Source organism: Bordetella genomosp. 4 (assembly GCF_002261185.1).
GTDB lineage: Bacteria > Pseudomonadota > Gammaproteobacteria > Burkholderiales > Burkholderiaceae_B > Bordetella_A.
Window position 1 is genome coordinate 318,898 of sequence record NZ_NEVQ01000013.1, and the last position, 17,730, is coordinate 336,627.

15 protein-coding genes are annotated in these 17,730 nt (G+C 60.4%); 2 read left to right on the forward strand and 13 right to left on the reverse strand.

The window, feature by feature from the left end; genetic code table 11:
- Positions 1–15 precede the first annotated feature (15 nt).
- From CAL20_RS11755 to CAL20_RS11815, 13 genes are all read right to left on the reverse strand, one after another.
- Positions 16–1,011 (reverse strand): UDP-glucuronic acid decarboxylase family protein, encoded by a 996-nt coding sequence (locus CAL20_RS11755; protein ID WP_254924020.1) that lies wholly within the window; start codon positions 1,009–1,011, stop codon positions 16–18.
- Positions 1,008–1,979, reverse strand: a complete 972-nt coding sequence (locus CAL20_RS11760; RefSeq protein ID WP_094837949.1) for a glycosyltransferase — start codon at positions 1,977–1,979, stop codon at positions 1,008–1,010. Before CAL20_RS11760 ends, CAL20_RS11755 begins: the two co-directional genes overlap by 4 nt.
- Complete coding sequence (locus CAL20_RS11765; protein WP_094837950.1) at positions 1,976–3,049, reverse strand: glycosyltransferase family 9 protein; 1,074 nt, start codon at positions 3,047–3,049, stop codon at positions 1,976–1,978. The genes CAL20_RS11760 and CAL20_RS11765 overlap by 4 nt, the downstream gene beginning before the upstream one ends.
- On the reverse strand, positions 3,046–4,038 hold the full coding sequence (locus tag CAL20_RS11770) for a glycosyltransferase (RefSeq protein WP_094837951.1): 993 nt from the start codon (positions 4,036–4,038) through the stop codon (positions 3,046–3,048). The genes CAL20_RS11765 and CAL20_RS11770 overlap by 4 nt, the downstream gene beginning before the upstream one ends.
- Positions 4,035–5,774, reverse strand: coding sequence for a carbamoyltransferase family protein (locus tag CAL20_RS11775; protein WP_094821183.1), 1,740 nt, complete (start codon positions 5,772–5,774; stop codon positions 4,035–4,037). The genes CAL20_RS11770 and CAL20_RS11775 overlap by 4 nt, the downstream gene beginning before the upstream one ends.
- Positions 5,762–6,877 (reverse strand): glycosyltransferase family 9 protein, encoded by a 1,116-nt coding sequence (locus CAL20_RS11780; RefSeq protein WP_094837952.1) that lies wholly within the window; start codon positions 6,875–6,877, stop codon positions 5,762–5,764. Before CAL20_RS11780 ends, CAL20_RS11775 begins: the two co-directional genes overlap by 13 nt.
- 2 nt (positions 6,878–6,879) lie before the next feature.
- Positions 6,880–7,470 (reverse strand): D-glycero-alpha-D-manno-heptose-1,7-bisphosphate 7-phosphatase, encoded by a 591-nt coding sequence (locus CAL20_RS11785; protein ID WP_094821185.1) that lies wholly within the window; start codon positions 7,468–7,470, stop codon positions 6,880–6,882.
- Complete coding sequence (locus CAL20_RS11790) at positions 7,461–8,189, reverse strand: SDR family oxidoreductase (protein WP_094821186.1); 729 nt, start codon at positions 8,187–8,189, stop codon at positions 7,461–7,463. Before CAL20_RS11790 ends, CAL20_RS11785 begins: the two co-directional genes overlap by 10 nt.
- Before the next feature lie 12 nt (positions 8,190–8,201).
- Positions 8,202–9,473: a glycosyltransferase family 4 protein gene (locus CAL20_RS11795; protein WP_094821187.1), complete on the reverse strand. Its 1,272-nt coding sequence runs from the start codon at positions 9,471–9,473 to the stop codon at positions 8,202–8,204.
- Between the two features lie 205 nt (positions 9,474–9,678).
- Complete coding sequence (locus tag CAL20_RS11800) at positions 9,679–12,411, reverse strand: ATP-binding cassette domain-containing protein (protein ID WP_094821188.1); 2,733 nt, start codon at positions 12,409–12,411, stop codon at positions 9,679–9,681.
- Positions 12,408–13,331, reverse strand: a complete 924-nt coding sequence (locus CAL20_RS11805) for a glycosyltransferase family 2 protein (protein ID WP_094821189.1) — start codon at positions 13,329–13,331, stop codon at positions 12,408–12,410. Before CAL20_RS11805 ends, CAL20_RS11800 begins: the two co-directional genes overlap by 4 nt.
- Positions 13,328–14,014, reverse strand: a complete 687-nt coding sequence (locus CAL20_RS11810; RefSeq protein ID WP_094821190.1) for a PIG-L deacetylase family protein — start codon at positions 14,012–14,014, stop codon at positions 13,328–13,330. The genes CAL20_RS11805 and CAL20_RS11810 overlap by 4 nt, the downstream gene beginning before the upstream one ends.
- 41 nt (positions 14,015–14,055) lie before the next feature.
- Entirely contained in the window at positions 14,056–14,616 is a 561-nt protein-coding gene (locus CAL20_RS11815) for a DUF4142 domain-containing protein (RefSeq protein ID WP_254924021.1), read from the reverse strand.
- A 259-nt stretch (positions 14,617–14,875) separates the two neighbouring features.
- On the opposite strand from CAL20_RS11815, the gene CAL20_RS11820 reads away from it, so the two are divergent.
- Complete coding sequence (locus tag CAL20_RS11820) at positions 14,876–16,063, forward strand: hypothetical protein (protein ID WP_141217679.1); 1,188 nt, start codon at positions 14,876–14,878, stop codon at positions 16,061–16,063.
- A gap of 70 nt (positions 16,064–16,133) precedes the next feature.
- A complete protein-coding gene (locus CAL20_RS11825) occupies positions 16,134–17,708 on the forward strand; it encodes a serine hydrolase (protein WP_094837953.1) in 1,575 nt (524 codons plus the stop codon).
- Positions 17,709–17,730 lie beyond the last annotated feature (22 nt).

The following is a 17,730-nucleotide window of genomic DNA, read 5'->3' on the forward strand; positions in this document are numbered from 1 at the left end:
CATTGCAACAAAAATTCAAGCATTGGCCATAGATTTCGCGTACGCTGGCTCCTTTTGGGCCTCCGCCGCAAAATAGGCTACGGTGCGCGCGATACCTTCGGCCGGGCTGACTTTCGGATTCCATCCCAGGCACCGTTGCGCCAGCGAAATATCGGGGCACCGATGGGCCGGATCGTCTACCGGCAGATCCTGGTGCACCAGCGGGACTTGTGCACCCGTCGATGCCAATACAAGGTCCGCGATGTCCAGCATCGATAGTTCCACGGGGTTGCCCAGGTTGACGGGTTGCGAGATATTTTCCTGGCTTTCCATCAGCCGCACGAGACCGTCGATCAAATCATCGACATAACAGAGCGACCGCGTCTGAGTGCCATCACCGTAGATGGTCAGCGGCTTGCCCGCCAATGCCTGGCTGATGAAGTTGGACACTACCCGGCCATCATTTGGCGACATCTTGGGACCATAGGTATTGAAAATCCGCGCGATCCTGATCTCTACTCCCTCTCGATGTTCATATTCCATAAACAGCGTTTCGGCGCAGCGTTTTCCTTCGTCATAACAGGCCCGCGGCCCGACCGGATTCACATGTCCCCAATAGGCCTCGCGCTGCGGGTGCTGCAAGGGATCGCCGTACACCTCGCTTGTAGAAGCTTGCAAGACCCTTGCTCCCGTACGCCGGCCGAGTTCCAGCAACTGCATAGCCCCGAGCAAGCACGTCCGCAACGTCTTTATCGGATCGGCCTGATACTGCGCCGGCGAAGCCGGACACGCCAGGTTATAAATGCGCGTCACGCCCAGATCGCCCAGGGGCTCGACCACATCGTGACGCAGTACCGTAAACCGGGGATGATCGGCCAACGCAGCCAGATTGCCGGCACGCCCGGTCTGAAAGTTGTCCACGCAGATGACCTCCCACCCATCCACCAGTAATCGCGTGCAGAGATGAGATCCCAAAAAGCCCGCACCGCCCGCCACCAAAGCTCGACCCGTTTCTGTCATATCGTTTTTCATCTCTGCTCCATCACTGTATCGAATACGTTGAGCCAGTCGGCGATATAGCGTTCCATGCCAAACCGTTGCAGCGCCTTTTCCCGTGCCGCCCTGCCCCATTTGCGGGCCAATTCACGGTCGGCGATCAGTTCGCGAGCGACTTCGATCAGCCGCTCCAGCCGCGTATCAACATAGCCTTCTTTTCCATTGGTAATCACCGTGGGCAGTTCCGTCGTGGCATACCCTAAGACGGGCAGGCCGCAGAACATCGCTTCGACGAGGGACAGTCCCAGACTGGCGTAGCGGATCGGACTGAAGAAATAACGATAGCGGGCCATGTGCGCGGCGACTTGCAGGTTGGGGATTTCACCCAGACCGCCCAATGCCTCGGCGTCCATGCCGATCAATTCCAAGGGCGTATGCAAACGCATATGCTCGAAAATATCCCGCCCAATACGCCGTCCGCGCCGGGCCAGATGGTTGACGACGACGATGCCCTGCGCCAAGCTGCCGTCGTATGAGACCTGAGGGTCAGGCACTGCATGCTCGACGATCCTGACAGGCATGCCGCCACTGTTCCACATCACTGCATTGAAAGGCGTGACATGAACCATCAGGCCCCGCGGATGCTGAAACGGATGCTGCGTGTCCGTAGGATGCGGCTCGGGCGGATTGTGTTCGAGATAGACGCTGGGCAGCGCACGCTGTTGATCGGTCAGCAAAAGACGGGCGTCTTCGATATTCTGCCGGGCCTGATACAGGATGCAGTCGAACTGCATGTGCCGCAACTGTTCCGCCGGCACCTGGGTGAGATTGCTGCCCCAGGGAATCCGATTGCCCAGCGCGCCGTATCCTGGCATCGCGTGGTCCAGGCCCGGCACCACGAAATCGTGAGGCACATGATGCAGTGCGTAGAGATAATTGCCATGGACATGCCATGTCAGGATACGCAGACGGCGGCCGGGCTCGCGATCAAAGGCGGTTCTCATCCTGTCACCCTCTCGTGCGCATAGAGTTGATCCCGCGCCGCTGCCAACACCTCGGGCGCTGTCACCTGCAGCGCACAGGGGTGTCCAATCGGACACACTGGATGCGCGCAAGGACGGCACGGCACATCTGCCGACAGCACACGGTGCCGTCTGCGGTTCAGCGGCGCCCAGCGGCGCGTGTCGCTACCGCAGGCCACCACGACACTAGGCGCCTGCATCGCGGCTGCGACATGGGATATCCCCGTATCGTTGCAAACCAGCAAGCGGCTCGCTCGCACCAGCGCCGCCAGGCTGCCCAGGTTCGTCAGGCCCGACAGATCGGTCAAAGGGACTTGAGCGAGCTGCTGCAGCTCTGTGGTCATTGCGCTTTCGCCAGTGGTCCCGGTCAATGCGATTTGCCAACCATCTTGATGCAAGCCTCGCGCGAGGTCCGCGAAACGCGCCAACGGCCACCGGCGCGAGGCCAGGCGAGCCCCCACATGGATGAGTACGAGTCTGCGAGGATCCAGGTCCCATTGACGCATCAGTTCTATGGCGTCTCGCTCATCCGCATGAGAACACGGGAACTCCAGGTGTTCATCGTGTACATTTTCCAAGCCCGCAAAACGCAGCAGCGCCAGATACCGCAGCACCTCTGGCAGATGGTCTGGCCATGCCAGGCGAGCACCGGGGACTTCCTCGCTGGCATCCGGCACAAAGCCAGCCCATTGCCGCGCGCCGAATTGGCGCACCACCTCGTTAGACTGACGCCCGCTGCCGTGCAGTTGCAATGCGACATCGGGTTGCCACGCCCGGATGCGATCAAAGAACTCCGGTAGTGCTGCCTCATCGGGCTTTTGTTCCGGAAAGGCAGGATCCCCGGGGAATGGTGTCAATTCATCCACATAGGCATGGAATCTATCGACGAACTCCCGTGCCCCTGGCAACCCGGCCAAGACAATCTGAGCGCGCGGAAAGGCCTGCCGCACCGCCCTGAACGCAGGCACCGCGCACAACATATCACCCAGCTGCAGCGCACGGAATACGATGATGCGATGCGGGGGATGCTGGGGGTCAAGTACCGCAGTCATATTGCCGCCCTCTGGAATCGCACGAGTCCCACTACGCGCCATAGAATGGACAGCAAGGGGATGCAGACCGATGTAATCATCAAGTCGGCGACAGTCTGCACCGAGCGGCGCGTACCGCGAAGCCGGCGCACAAAGAAGATGATGGTCAGCATCAACCAGATCCCCGCAGCCGCGCCCGCCCACAGATACTGTCCAGCGATCGCCAAGACGATCGCCGCGAGAAACGATGCAGTCACATACAAATAAAAGGTGGGCCAACGGCTGCGGATATGCTTGCGATATAAGAACGGATACTTCCGCCGCAACAACATATCGAACATTACCTTTTTCTGCATTCCCAGCCCCGCCGCAAACGGAAAGGGCCTCACGGGATGCAGCACGCGCGCCAAGGGCGCCGCCTGAACCGAGAACCCACGATCCAGGAGCGCAAAATGCAAGTCGGAGTCTTCTCGCCATGCCATGGTATAGCGCGTGTCAAAGCCGCCGACCGCTTCTAATGCTGAGCGGCGGACAAAGCAGTTGGCAGTGATAAAGGCCGAGCGAGTCAACCCAGCGGCATCGCGTTCATAATCGCTGGGAGGATCGGGCAACGGCATTTCCGTGACGCCTGTGACGGCCGCAACGCTTGCAGTCATCGCCTGTACCCCCTGCCCCAACCAGTCAGGCGCCGGGATCGTGTCATCGTCCGTGAATGCGATGATGCCGCCACGTGCATTGCGCCAGCCCATATTGCGTGCGCCCGCGGGGCCTTTGGTGCCCGTCACGGCAAGATAGCGCACGGCGGGCCGGTCATGCTGGGCCTGCTGCCATTTACCGACCTGCCGGCGCGTGGCGTCGCTGCGCCCGTCGTCGCAGACGATGATCTCATAGCTGTCACGAGGAAAATGCTGATTGGCCAATGCCTGCAAACACCGCTCCAGCAGATCCGGACGGTGATACGTCGGCACAATCACCGACACCAGAATGGCAGGTGCAGTCGTTGCGGTCATCGCGGTTTCTCAACGAGATAAGATCCAATCACCAATGCATCCAGTGGCGACGTCCAGAAAGACTCCAGTGCGTCGCGCGGGCTGCACACCACAGGCTCGCCACGCGTGTTGAATGAGGTGTTGACCAGAACAGGCACGCCGGTACGCTTTTCAAATGCGGCCAGCAGGTCGTAATAGCGCGCGTTCTGATCCCGTCTCACCGTTTGTACGCGAGCGGTTCCATCTATATGCCTCACCGCGGGAATCTGTTTCGCACGATGCGGCAATACGTCATAGACAAACAACATGAATGGCGCGCAGATCGACGCCGCGCCGCGGCCGTCGAACCAGGCTGTGGCGCGTTCCTCCATCACCACCGGCGCGACGGGCCTGAAGTCTTCACGGTCTTTCAGGCCGTTCAAGCGTGCCTGCATCGCGCTGTCCAACGGCGACGCCAGGATCGATCTGGCGCCCAACGCGCGCGGGCCGAACTCCATGCGCCCCTGAAACCATCCCAGTATTTTTTCTTGGGCCAGCAGCTCTGCGGCCTCCTCCGCCACATCGTCCAGCTTGCGAAATGCCAATCTCGATTGATAGAGGAACCGCTCGATTTCCTCGTCCGTATAGTCGGGGCCCAGGTAGGCATGGTCCATGACCCATTCACGGGGACCGCCACGGCGCTGATAATCCACATATAGCGCCGCGCCCAACGCCGTCCCCGCGTCGCCCGCAGCGGGCTGCACCCAGACTTGATCGAATTCCCCGTCCCGCGCGATACGCGCGTTCATCACGCAGTTCAGCGCCACACCACCGGCCATGCACAGCCGCGACGATCCGGTTTGCTGGCGCAGCCAATGCGTCATGTGCAATGCGGTTTCTTCCAACACATACTGCAAGGAACTGGCGATGTCCTTGTGCCGTTCATCGAACGGTTCGCCGCGATGGCGTGGAGGACCGAATCGCTCGGCCAGCTTTGCGGGATGCAGAGCATAGCCCCCCTCGTCCTCGAGGCTCAGGATCTCGCGAAACTCCTTGCGATACGTCGGTTTCCCGAACGATGCGAGGGCCATCACTTTGTATTCGTCGGACGAATGCAGAAAGCCCAGGTACCGGGTGACTTCCTCATACAGCAGGCCGAGTGAATGCGGCAGATCGATTTGTTTGATGCGGTGATATTCGCCCTGCGAAAAATGGCCGAAACTCGTCGTCGTGCGTTCGCCTCGGCCGTCCATGGTCAACACCGCAGCCTCGTCAAAGGGCGCGGCTAGAAACGCACTCGCTTCGTGCGACAAATGATGGTCCAGATTGACCCACCGGTCTCTGATATGGTCCAGTGTCAGGCCGTCCAGCCGCGGCGACCTGAGGTGATGCGGCACGCCATCGAGCAGTTGCCGCGGGGCATTGACCAGGTACGATATGAACAACGGATCCCACGGCGATTCGCCGTTAGGTCCAAAGCCCGCCTTCGATGGTTCGAGCGGCAGCACAACATTCGGCTCGGCATTGCCCGCCGGCATCAGCAGCTTTGGGTCGTAGGCGTACGCAATATGATCGACCTGTCCCAGATGAGCGCCGGCCTGCGCCAGACAATAGTCGATCGCGTGATACGGCAACTGCCACGCCGTAAACGGCACGGGCCGTTTGCCATGCTTTATCCGGGTAAAGCGCTCTTCTTCCGCGGCGGCCAACACCTGGCCGTCTCGCACCAGTGCCGCGGCGCAATCGTGATAAGCGGCATTGATTCCTAGGGTAAGCATGAGACATCCTCCGCGTGAAGTGAAACGACGCTGTCGTCGCGCCCGTGCTGCAGCAACTCCCGTGCCGCGGCTGTGACACGGCGTGGATCCACGCCTGCGAGACAAGCATGATGGCCTTGTTCGCAAACACTGCGATAGCAGTACTTGCAGGGCACATCGTGATAAAGGACGCGCGAGGCGGTTTGCCACGGCGTGTGTTGTGGATTGGTCAGGGCATAGAGATCCACAATCGGGGTCTGCAAAGCGGCAGCAATATGCGCAGGGCCGCTGTTATTGCAGATCATCACTGCGGCCCCCTCCAGCGCGGCGCCTAATTCGCCCAAGCTCAGCTGACCGGACAGATCAATCAAACCTGGCAATAGCGCACGGTGATCGGCCAGTGCCTGGGATAATGCTAGATCCTCATGGCCGCCCAGCAGCAGTATGCGGCGCCCTTCTCCCCGCAGCCCGACCAAGGCCTGGACCATCAATGCCGCCGGATAACGGCGCGAGGCAGCGGTAGCGCCCGCATGTACGCAAATCCAACCTTCCGTTTCGCTCACGCCCAGATGCACGAGTTTGTGCTTGAGTGAAAGCCTATCGCCATCACGGACACGAAATGACAGCCGAGTCTCTGCGCTATGCGCGCCTACATGCGCGACGAGATCGAGTTGGCGTTGGACCTCGTGACGGATGCCGCTCTGAGGTTCGGTGTCACGTACCCAATCCGACAACAAGCGATAAGGGTTTTCGCGGCAATGAGCCAGTACGCTCGGTATGCCGGCCAGATGGCACATCAGCGCCGCGGGCAAGGCGCTCTGGCTGAAAGAGGTGAAGATCACCGCGGCGTCTGGGCGCAATGCGCGCAATCTGCCTATCATGTTGATATCGTCGTCTTGTCCGGACGAATTGTTTTTGACCCACGCAGGGTCATAGGCCAGCACCGTGTCGATCTCGGGAATATAGGGCGCCACGTGAGCGCCAGCGACGGAAGCCAGCAACGATATGCGCGAAGCGCCGGATTCGCGCAATGCGCGAATTGCCGGACTGCACATCAGCACATCGCCCATATTGTCCAAGCGCACGCATAAAACATGCCGTTTCGCAGCCCAATCCCACGCCATGGTCAACTCCCTCGTGCCGCGGCGTCATTGGCCATGGCGTTCAGTACCAGGCGAGCTGCCTCGTATAGGTCCGCGGCGCATCGATCGGGCTCGCGTTCCGGTGTCATGCGCCATTCGGTTTCGTGGCCCACGTCCAGCAAGACACTGCGGCACCCTGCCAGATGACCGGCTTGCACATCGTCGAGAATATCGCCGATGAACCACGATGCCTGCAGATCCAGGTCCAGCTCCCGTGCAGCCCGTAAAAGCAGGCCCGGCTGAGGCTTGCGGCACTCGCATTCGACGGCGTAATCCGGCAATATGCCCGCCGGGTCATGCGGGCACCAGTAAAAACCGTCAAGCCGCGCACCCGCTGCACGAAACATCTCGGCCAATTTGTGCTCGACTCGAATCAAGGCATCCGGGGAAAAGTATCCTCGGGCGACTCCCGCCTGATTGCTGATCACAACCAAGGGGAGATCGGCAGCCGCCAGACACGAGAGCGCCTGCGCGGCGCCCGGCGCGTAACTCATGAGATCCGGATCGACGTTATAAGGCTCGTCAACCAGCAGTGTGCCGTCTTTATCCAGGAACACTGCGGGCCTCAGGGCCATGATGTTTCCTTCATCGGCAACACCATGACTTCGGGCACGACGGTTTCCGGCGGCTGGGTCAAGATAAAGCGCACGGCACGTGCGACGTTGGCGGGATCCTGCAAGGTGCCGACGTCAATGTCTGGAAATCGATCCAGCAGAAACGGCGTGCGCATGCCGCCCGCGATGACGGCGCTGACTTTCAGGCCTGCACCTCGCAGCTCCGCATGCAAGGCATGCGACAGACCCATCAGCCCCCATTTGCTGGCATGGTAGGCGCTGGCATTCGGCCAGGCTCGCCGGGCGGCCGTGGATGCGATATTCACAATGTGTCCGCCGGGACTCAACCGGTCCTTGCCCATTTTCGCCATCAGGAATGGGCCCGTCAGATTGGTGCGCAGCACTCTTTCCCACACGTCGGTATCCAGCGTGTCGATTGGCGCCGTCACGTCCACACCGGCGCTATTGACGATGGCGTCCAGCTTGCCGAATTGACTGACCACGGCATCGAGTCCATTGCGCACATCCACCACCACGCCGACATCCATGCCGCAGGCCATGGCCTGGGCGCCGGTCTCCTTCAACTGCCCGGCCAGTTTCATTGCGCGTTGTTCGTCGATGTCCGCCACCGCGACACGGGCCCCTTCGGCCGCCAGCATCTGGCACAATGCCGCGCCCAGCCCGCTGCCACCGCCTGTCACCAGAATTGCGCGATCTTTCAGTGTTTCGAATTCATGCATCATTTCGCTCCTTTACGCCGCAATTTGAACGGCATGACGAGTGCGGCCGGTCTTGCCTGCTTCGAGGCGCTCATAGACCGACAGCAGATCCTGTCCCACGCGTTGCCATGTATAAAGCCGTCTGGCGCGCAATCGGCCCGCCTCGCCCATCCGTTCGCATAGTTCGGGATTCGAGGCCAGTTGCGCCAGGCGTTCGGCCAGCTTGTCGGGATTTTTAGGGGGAACCAGAAACCCGGTTTTTCCGTTCACGACGGTTGTGCGTATGCCCCCGGTATCGGCGCCAATCACGGGCCGGCCGCACGCCATGGCTTCGACTGGCGTAATGCCAAACGGCTCATACCATGGTGTGGTCACAAACACGTCGCTGGCGCTGTAGTACGTTGCCAGTTGGTCGCGATTGCGGCGGCCGGTAAATTGCACCAGCGAGGAGACGCCCTCTTCTGCTGCGATGCCGCGCAATCGTCCGATTTCAGGGGTTGCGGTTTCGTTTGCGTCTTCGGAGTTTCCGCCGACGACCAGCAATTTCGCGTCGATGCCGTAGCGGTGGCGCAATCGTCCCAACGCCCGAATCACGTTGTCGACGCCTTTGCGCGGTACCATGCGTCCCAACTGCAGCAAGGTGAAAGTCCCCTCATCCCAGCCGAGTGCGGCGCGCGCGGCGGCTTTGGGTTGCGGTTTCATTTCCCCGGCATCGTAGCCGCAGGGCACGATGTCGATATGCGTGGGATCGGCCTCGTACAGCTCCATCAGGTCGCGCCGATCTTGCGGACATTCCGCGATGATGCAGTCAGCGTGACGGACGATTTCATCTTCGATGTCAAATCGGCTATCAGGAAAACGGTCTGCTTCCTGCTGATAGCGGCGACGTACCTTGCCCAGTGCATGAAAAGTCACCACCATCGGCACGCCAAATCGTTGCGATACGGGTAATGCCGCCAACGCCGACATGAAAAAATTGGCATGAACGACATCGTAGCCACGGCGTTGCCGTGCGAAGTACCGTTGCAAAAAGGCGCTGAATTCGTCCATATACGGCAGCATTTGTTCCTTTGGCAGATAGCTCGCCGGCCCTGCCGGAACATGCACGATATTGACGCCGTCCATCCATTCCTGTTCTGTTGTCAGCAGTGGGTCATCCTTGCGCGTGAAAACATCGACTTGAAGCCCTGCGCGCGCCAGTTGACGGGCAACCTGCGCCACATAGATGTTCTGTCCGCCGCTATCGACGCCGCCTGCCAGCGCGAGCGGTGACGCATGCTCGCTGATGAGGGCAATCTTTCTCATAATGAAGCTCCGTTTTCTAGCCAGCGCTCGACGGGTGACGCACGCCGGTATCGCGTTTGAAGCAAGTGCTGTGCCGTTAAGGGGCGCATACGGCGATGTATGCCGGTGCAACAGGAAAGCCCGCGCGATGCGGCACTTCTTACCGGCAGGCGTAAGAAGTGCTGCGGGACGATCAAGCTTTAGAAATCGTGCGATTGCGCGGCAGTCAGCCTTTGTCCTGGCCGCTACCGGCGTTTGCCGGCGCAGCGGGCAACAAGGCTCCCACCGTCGCCAGCAGTTCCTGGGTATTGACCGGTTTGGCCAAATGAATCTGGAACCCGGCCAGCAAGGTACGCAATCGGTATTCGGGCTCTGCAAACCCCGATAACGCAATGGCAGGCAGGCGATGCGCCAACGCCGCGCCTCGCTCGGCCTCCAGGGCTCGGATCCTGCCAATGACCTCGTAGCCATCCATCTCGCCCAGGGACAGGTCGCAGATCAGCACGTCGGGCCATTGATCCGCGGACATAGCCTTGAACGCAGCCAACGCCTGCTCGCCGTCGGCATATTCGGTCACCCGTGCGCCGTTGTCCCTCAGCACCTCGGCGATCATCTCGCGCGCCTCGTCCTGATCGTCCACCACGATTACTGACACATTCTGCACATCGACACGTTGCGCATCCCGCCGTGTGACAGTGGGCTCAACGGCCCGAATCGGAAAATCCGCAGAGAACGTCACTCCGCCTACATCGGCTGCCGCGCTGTGAAAGACGCCGCCTTGGCGCTGGACCTGTGCAGCCAGCTGAGCCGGGTCCAGTGCCGCCGCGCGGCGCAGCGCTTCGGAACCATCCTGTCCCGTCGAGGACACGAGGTCCGAACGCCCATCGGTCACTGCCAGATGCGCCATGGGACCATTGCGTTGCAGCCGTATTTCGATGCGTCCGCCAGGTGGCGTGACCGCGATCGCATGCAGGCATAGATCCCATACCAACTGCTGCAAGGTACTGGGATCGCCACTGATCCGCGCCGCCTCGTTGCCGATGAGGGTATACAGGTTTACGCCGCGCTCTGCCGCGACCTCCCGTATCGCATCCAATACCCCTGCCACAACTGCCACCAGATTCACGGGCTGTCGGGTCTGGCGGTCCTGGGCTTCCTCCAGCTCGGACTGCTGGCGCTGCAACGCCCACATTTGCGCGTACATGCCCTGCTGCGCCAAGAGGTCCTTATGCTGGCCCTGTTCGATGACGCGGCCTCGATCCAGCACCACGATGTTGTCCGCGTGCACTATCGTCGACAGGCGATGCGCGATGATCAGCGTGGTACGGCCGCGCGACAGGCGTTCCAGCTCGGCTTGTATCGCGCGCTCGGTGCGCGTGTCCAGCGCCGATGTCGCCTCGTCAAAGACCATGATGGAGGGATTCTTGAGGATCGCTCTGGCGATGGCGATGCGCTGACGCTCGCCGCCGGACAGTTTGATGCCGCGTTCGCCGACCGGCGTCTCGTAGCCGCCGGGCAAACTCTCGATGAACTCATGCACCCGAGCGCCACGCGCCGCCTGGACGATCTGATCGCGTGTCGCACCGGGTTGACTGTAGGCGATGTTGTAGGCGATGGTTTCGTTAAACAACACCGTATCCTGCGGCACGATACCGAGAGCTTTGCGAATACTGCGTACGTTGACTGTACGCAGGTCCTGGCCATTGACGCGCACGCTGCCTTCGCTGGGATCGTAAAAACGGAACAACAAGCGTGCCAATGTGGATTTGCCCGATCCGCTGCCGCCGACCACCGCCAGCGTCGTTCCCGCGGGAACCGTCAGATCGATATCCCACAAGATCTGGCGCCCGGCCTCGTAGCCGAAATTGATTTTCTCAAATCGGATTTCTCCCATGCCGGGATCCAGATCCGGCAGCGTCGCATCGTCGCCCGTTTCCGTGGGCTTGCGCAACAGATCGCAGACCCGCTCGGCATTCACGAAAGCCTCTTTGGCTTGGCGAAAGATCAAGCCCAGCGTATTCAAGGGCAGGCAGATCTGAATGATGTATGCGTTGACCAATACCAGATCGCCGACTGTCATCCGCGCGTCCACGACCTGCTCGCCGGCCAACAACATGACGGTCGCCACGCCGCAGGCGATGATGGCGCTCTGCCCTACATGCAGCCGCGACAGGGATGCTTGATTGCGTATCCCCACATCAACCCATGATCCCAGCACATGGCTCAATCGCCGGGATTCCAGCCCCTCGTTCGCGTTGAGTTTGACGGCCTCGTAATTCAAAAGACTATCGACAATCCGGCCGCTGGCGCGTGAGTCCAGGTCATTCATATGGCGCTGGTAGACCACCCTTTTACGCACCATGATCACGGTATAAACAAAGTAGGCCGAGAACGTGGCGGCCAGGACCAGCGCAAACCACGCGCTATAACCCATGACCAGAATCAACACCACGGAAACCATTTCGACCAGCGTGGGCAACAGCGTAAAAAGCGCAGTACCGAGCAGAAACCCGATGCCGGCCGTGCCTCTTTCCACGTCGCGCGCCAGCTTGCCGGTCTGCCGCGTGCCGTGGAATCGCGCCCCTAAACGCTGCAGGTGATCGAACACCCTCAAAGTGAAATCGGCCACGGCCCGCTGCGCCACACGTACGAACACCACATCGCGCAATTCGGTGAACAGGCTACCGCCAAACCGGATCAACGCATAGCCCAATAGCAGAAACACAGGCAAAACCAGCAATCCGGGTTCGCTGAGCCTGTCCACGATGGACTTCAGCAGAAACGGGACCAGCACCATCAGCAATTTGGCTGCGACCAGCAGTGCGATTGCAGCCCCGGTCCTGCCCCGATGCTTCCACAACGCCTGCAAGATCGTGCGCGTGACCTCTTTGCGTGCAAAGCTGTCACCCGTGACGTCCTGATCCGATATGCCGGCGAATTCGTCTGTCTTACCGTTCATAGGCTGTGCACCGGTCCTTTGAGTCCAACGGTACGCGATCGCGATACCCGTTCGACCCGTGCACAAACAGAGGGATTCACGCACCGCCGGTGACGCCATATCATGACGGTCCCTCTCAATACGTCTGTCAGCAGTTGCAGCCGGGCAGGTAGCGATGGCGTGTTCTTGAATTCCTCAATGCTGCAGCGTATGGCCATATGCACCGGCAGCCGCAGCCATGCTGTCCAGATACTGTTGCGCGTCATCAACCGGCGCCGCCGCACGTTATCCCGTAACGAAGACGGCCAATGATGCGTCACGACGCTTGGCGCGTAGACGATGCACTGGCCCTGTTCCAGAATGTCCAACGCCAACAGGGTTTCCTCGCCGCCGATGAACAGCGGCGGCCAATAACCGCCCGCGTCGCGGAACGCCGCGGTCCGCATGACACAGGCTCCTGCCATGAATCCGACCAGTTCCGGGCCGACATCGTCCACTTCGGCCAGCGGGCTGGCGGCCATGACCTCGCAGGCGGGATCTATCCGACCCTCGTTGCCGACCAGGATCTGCGCATTGAGTACGGCGATAAGCGGGTGCGCATCCAAAATTTCGGTGGCGGTGTCCAGCGCCGTCGGCGACCACGCGGTATCGTCGTCGCTAAACGCAACATACGGTGTACGCACGCGCTGCACCCCCAGGTTTCGGCCTGCCGCGCCCCGATTGGTCTGCGACACGACCAACTCGACATCGGGATATTCGTCGGCGATGCGCTGCGCGGTGCCGTCGGTGCTTGCGTTGTCCACCACAATAATCGGCGGCGGACCCGTTGCCGTAGACAGCTCCTTCAAGCGCGCGAGCGTTGCGCACACTTCGTTCTGGCGGTTGTAGGTCAGCAGAACGATCGACACGCGCGGCGTGACACGTTGATCGGAAGCGATCATGGTCCGTCTCCCGATGGCGTCAATCGCCAATAGCCCTCGGGGCGCGCCAGATCGTCCGGACAGGCGCCAAAGCCTCGCAGCTGGCTGCCATACGCGCACACCGCCCGGGATTTACGGTCCGAGCGACATGGTGTGGGCACCCGCGATGTCTCTATGCCCCGCTGGCGAATCACAGACAGCCGTTGCGGCACGGCGTCAGGGCGTGCACGATAAGGCACGTCTTCATATGCCATCCAGACGGCACCTGGAAACAGGTACAACAACGATAGCAATATGTCCGATACGCGGATGTGATCCTCGTGAAACAACCCTAACGGCATCACAACCTGACGAGGATGCAGCCGCGCGAGCGCATTCTTCAGCGACTCGCGCAGCAAAGGAATAAAGGGCTGCCAATTGTGCACGTATTGGCTATCCGGCAGGCCCAGCTCCACGCCGTCGCTGCCCAGCAGCCTCAGCGCTTCGCGGTTTTCCTCCAGACGACCCTTCAGCGCGGCCCGGGCAGTCGGAAATCCGCAGCGCTGATCCCACGAGGTCAAGCGCGCGGGATCCTCCGGCAATCCCGTGCACACCGTAATGACCGTACTCAGGCGACTGCGGGCCAAGAGATCTCCGCAGCTGAACACTCCATCGTCCAGATGCGGAGACACCACGACGAGTGCATTCCTTTCACGCGTCAGCATGCTTTTCTACCACCATGAGGGAACGGCCAGAGACTTCCCGTCTACTGTTTTGCCGGCGCCACGGTTTGCTGCAGCTTGCGAGCCTCCTCGAGATGATGCTTCAGGCTAGGCAGCGTTTCTGTCGCGAACTGTTTGACGTCGGGGTCTTGCGCTTCGCTGGAAGCTTTCTCGAACAGCTTCACGGCGTCCTCATGAGCCGAAACACCGATCTCTTTCGCGTAGGCTTCGTCAAAGCTGTCGTCACGTACATCCAACATCTTGAGCTTGGCCTTTTGCATCATTGAAGGGTCGCTCGGGATTTCATATCCCTTGCTCTTGGCCAGCTCGGACAACTTCTGAGCGACCTTGGTATGCTCGTCGATCATCTTTTGCGCAAAGGCCTTGACGTCGGCGTGACGTCCCTTTTCCAGCGCGACTTTGCTCGCCTGAATTTCCAACGCGCCGGAGTGGGCGGCATCATTCAAAAATTCCCGATCGGTACTGTCCAACTTGGTGACGGGTTGACTAGGCTGTGGCGTGGTGGGCGCCTGTGCGGCACTGACACCCATCATGCCCAAGGTCAATACGACGGCCAGACCACTGTTTACAAAGCGATTCATCATGCTTATCTCCTGATGTGCGCGGCACATATTCCGCGGCGGCGCCGCGAGGGCGTGGCGCCTGTCTGCCCATCAGCAAGTCGCATGCCGCATACGCCCCTGTCCCGCAGCGGCGATCGCGCGTTTTCAAGCCCTTTTTGAACCACTCTGGGTATTCAGTGTTGCCGCCCTCGGCGCCTTCAAAAGACGGCAATGTGTTGTTTTATTGAAGTTTTTGCTAATATCGCAACACTTTTTGTTTCTTTTGGGTTGGCCTCCACCTATGCCGGCACTCCGAAGATGGCAGTCCCTCTCTGGCGCAGTCATCTTTACGATGCTGGCAGGCCACGCTATCGGGCCCAGCGCGGCGCGGGCATCGCAGTCAGAGATCATTCTGGACCCGGCAGTTGATCCGGCCATTGCTCCGCACGAAACCTATCCGCATGTCTCCGGCCAGTTCATCGGCTACATCGAAAACGCCCATTTCTATGATGTCAAAGGCCCTGAGGGCTCGGGGCTGCCGTCATCGTGGAACACGGTGGATCCCTTTATGCAGGGCGCCATCGTTGCAAAACTGACTCCCGCGCTCGCGATATCGGGATTGGCGGAATTCCGCTCGTTTGCCACCGCGCCCGAAGATCGCGCCTTTGAACAACTGGATGGGCAGCTGCGCAATCTGTTCGTGACCTACGATGCCGGCCACACCACACTGTTTGCGGGGAAATTCGAGGTGGGCTATGGCGAGGCCTGGCAGACCGTCGACGGCATCTATAGCGGATTTTCCGGGGATTACAGTTATCCCGGCTCGTTGGGCCTGGGTGCGCGGTGGTCATGGAAAAACGCGGACTCGGCGCGCCACACCCTGACCTCTATTGTGTTCAAGCGGGACAACACGATATTCGGGCATACCTGGACAAAAGACTATCCCGCCCTGCCACAACTCGAAGACGGAGGCCCAGGCAATACTCATGGATTGCAATCCGGCGGAATCGCCTATGACATTTCGGATATTCCCGGCCTGCCCGGTTTGCGCGGCGGTATCGCGGTAGGCCGAATGGCGCGTGGCGACGGCGAGGCGGACGAGCGCGGCGAAACCGGCATGTCGGTCACCGTCAACTACGACACGCCACTGTCCGAGACCTGGGGATTGCGATTGTTTGCCGAAGCCGTGTATCTACGCGGCTATATGGGACGCCAGGCGGCCGCCACCGATACCGTGCTGTCAGCCAGCCTCAGCCACGGCCAGATGCTGTACACGCTCACCGCGGCGCGGCGTGATCTGAACGCCATCCAAGGGAGTTTGGCCGACCAGGGCTTTGTCGATAACAACGATTGGGGCTGGTCGGCCACGGCGGCCTATCAAACGGATTTTGGCTTGATTGTGCAAGCTGGATTTTTGCGGCAGCAGGAGCAAGGCGTGGCATTCAATCAGGCATTGCTGCGATTGATTTATCAGACGGGATGGCAATAGCGGACAAGTCGGACTGACGCTCGCATCCGGAACAGGCACTACGTTGCAGGACAACCGAATAGGGATTCGTATGAAACAGCTATTCCCGTGCTATCGGCACAGTGTGATATCCGCCGCGATTGCCGCGGTCATGGCCATCGCCAGCGTGGACCGCGCCCACGCCTATAACTTGGACACCAGCGAGGCCACGACCGCCCGGGCGTTGACCACAGAGCAAGTCTCGCGAGTCCTGCCGGCGTTTGAGGCCTACGCAAGCGATCTGCTGGCGCGCAGTGGGTTGCCGGGTATGGCGGTAGGCATCCTTGTGGACGGCAAACCCGTGCTGGCCCGCGGCTATGGCGTGCGCGATGCCCGCAACGGCAAACCGGTCGATGCCGATACGCTGTTTCCTTTGGCCTCGGTGTCCAAGGTGTTTGCCGGCGCGTCGGTCGCGGCGCTGGTAGGCGATGACGCTGTGCAATGGGATAGCAAGGTGTCGGACCTGGCCACCGGCATCCGTTTTCAGGACCCTTACGTGACCAGTGAAATGACCTTGCGCGATTTGCTGTCGCAACGCACGGGCTACGGGTCGTTCTACGGTGATGACCTGGAGGTGGTCTTCAGCTATTCGCGCGCCGAGGTGTTCAAGCGGCTGCGATATCTGCCGCCAGTCACGCCCTTTCGTACGCAGTATGCCTATTCCAATTGGAATCTCACGCTGGCGGGCGAAGTCGCTGCACAGGCCGCAGGCATGTCGTGGGAAGACCTGGTGCGCAGCCGGATCATCAAGCCTCTGGGGATGAACCACACCGTCGTCACACACGAGGAATTCCTGGGGGTGGAAAACCGCTCGGCAGCCCACGAGATCATCAATGGCAAGGCGGTCGCGACCGAGATCAACTCGCACAATGCCGAGGCTCCTGCAGGAGGCGTGTATTCCACGCTGAATGACATGCTGCGCTTTATCGCGTTCGAGATGAATGCCGGTCAGTTGGACGGTAAACAGATTGTCTCCGAAGACGCCATGCATGAAACCCAGACGGCGCAAACCATCATCAACCCCGCGTTCCCCTCGCTGCATTACGGACTGGGGCTGGAGGTCCGCAACGATAACGGCCGCAAAGTGCTCGAGCATAACGGCGCGTTCGAGGAAGGCATCAATACGCGGATCTCGTTTTTGCCGGCTCAACGCCTGGGTATCGTGATACTCACGAACACGCCGCCCATGGGCGTGCCAGATGCGCTGGAATACAAGCTCATGTCCCTGCTGTTCGGTGATCGTCCGGATCAGGATATCTGGCCCGATCTGCGTGATAAATGGCATGAGGCCTTGATCCAGTTGCTGGACCGTCCGGGCCGTCTGCATGGCGCGCCCCCCGCCAGTGCGGACAAGACGATCGACACCAAGCGTTATGCGGGTCGATATACGCATCCCTATTACGGTGACATTGTCATTCAGCCAGATGGCGCGGGCTTGCTCATGATCGCGGGCAATGCTCCACCCAGGGCGCTGCAGCACTGGCAAGGCGATACCTTTCGGATCCCCGTGCTGTCGGATGCAGCCGTCAATTTCGTGCCGGGATCGAACCAGATCAGCGACGCGTTGACCTTGTCCGAGCTCGACGATATTCCCGACGCGCTATTCGTGAGGCTAGCGCAGCCCTGACCGCGATGAGCAGAGTCATTGA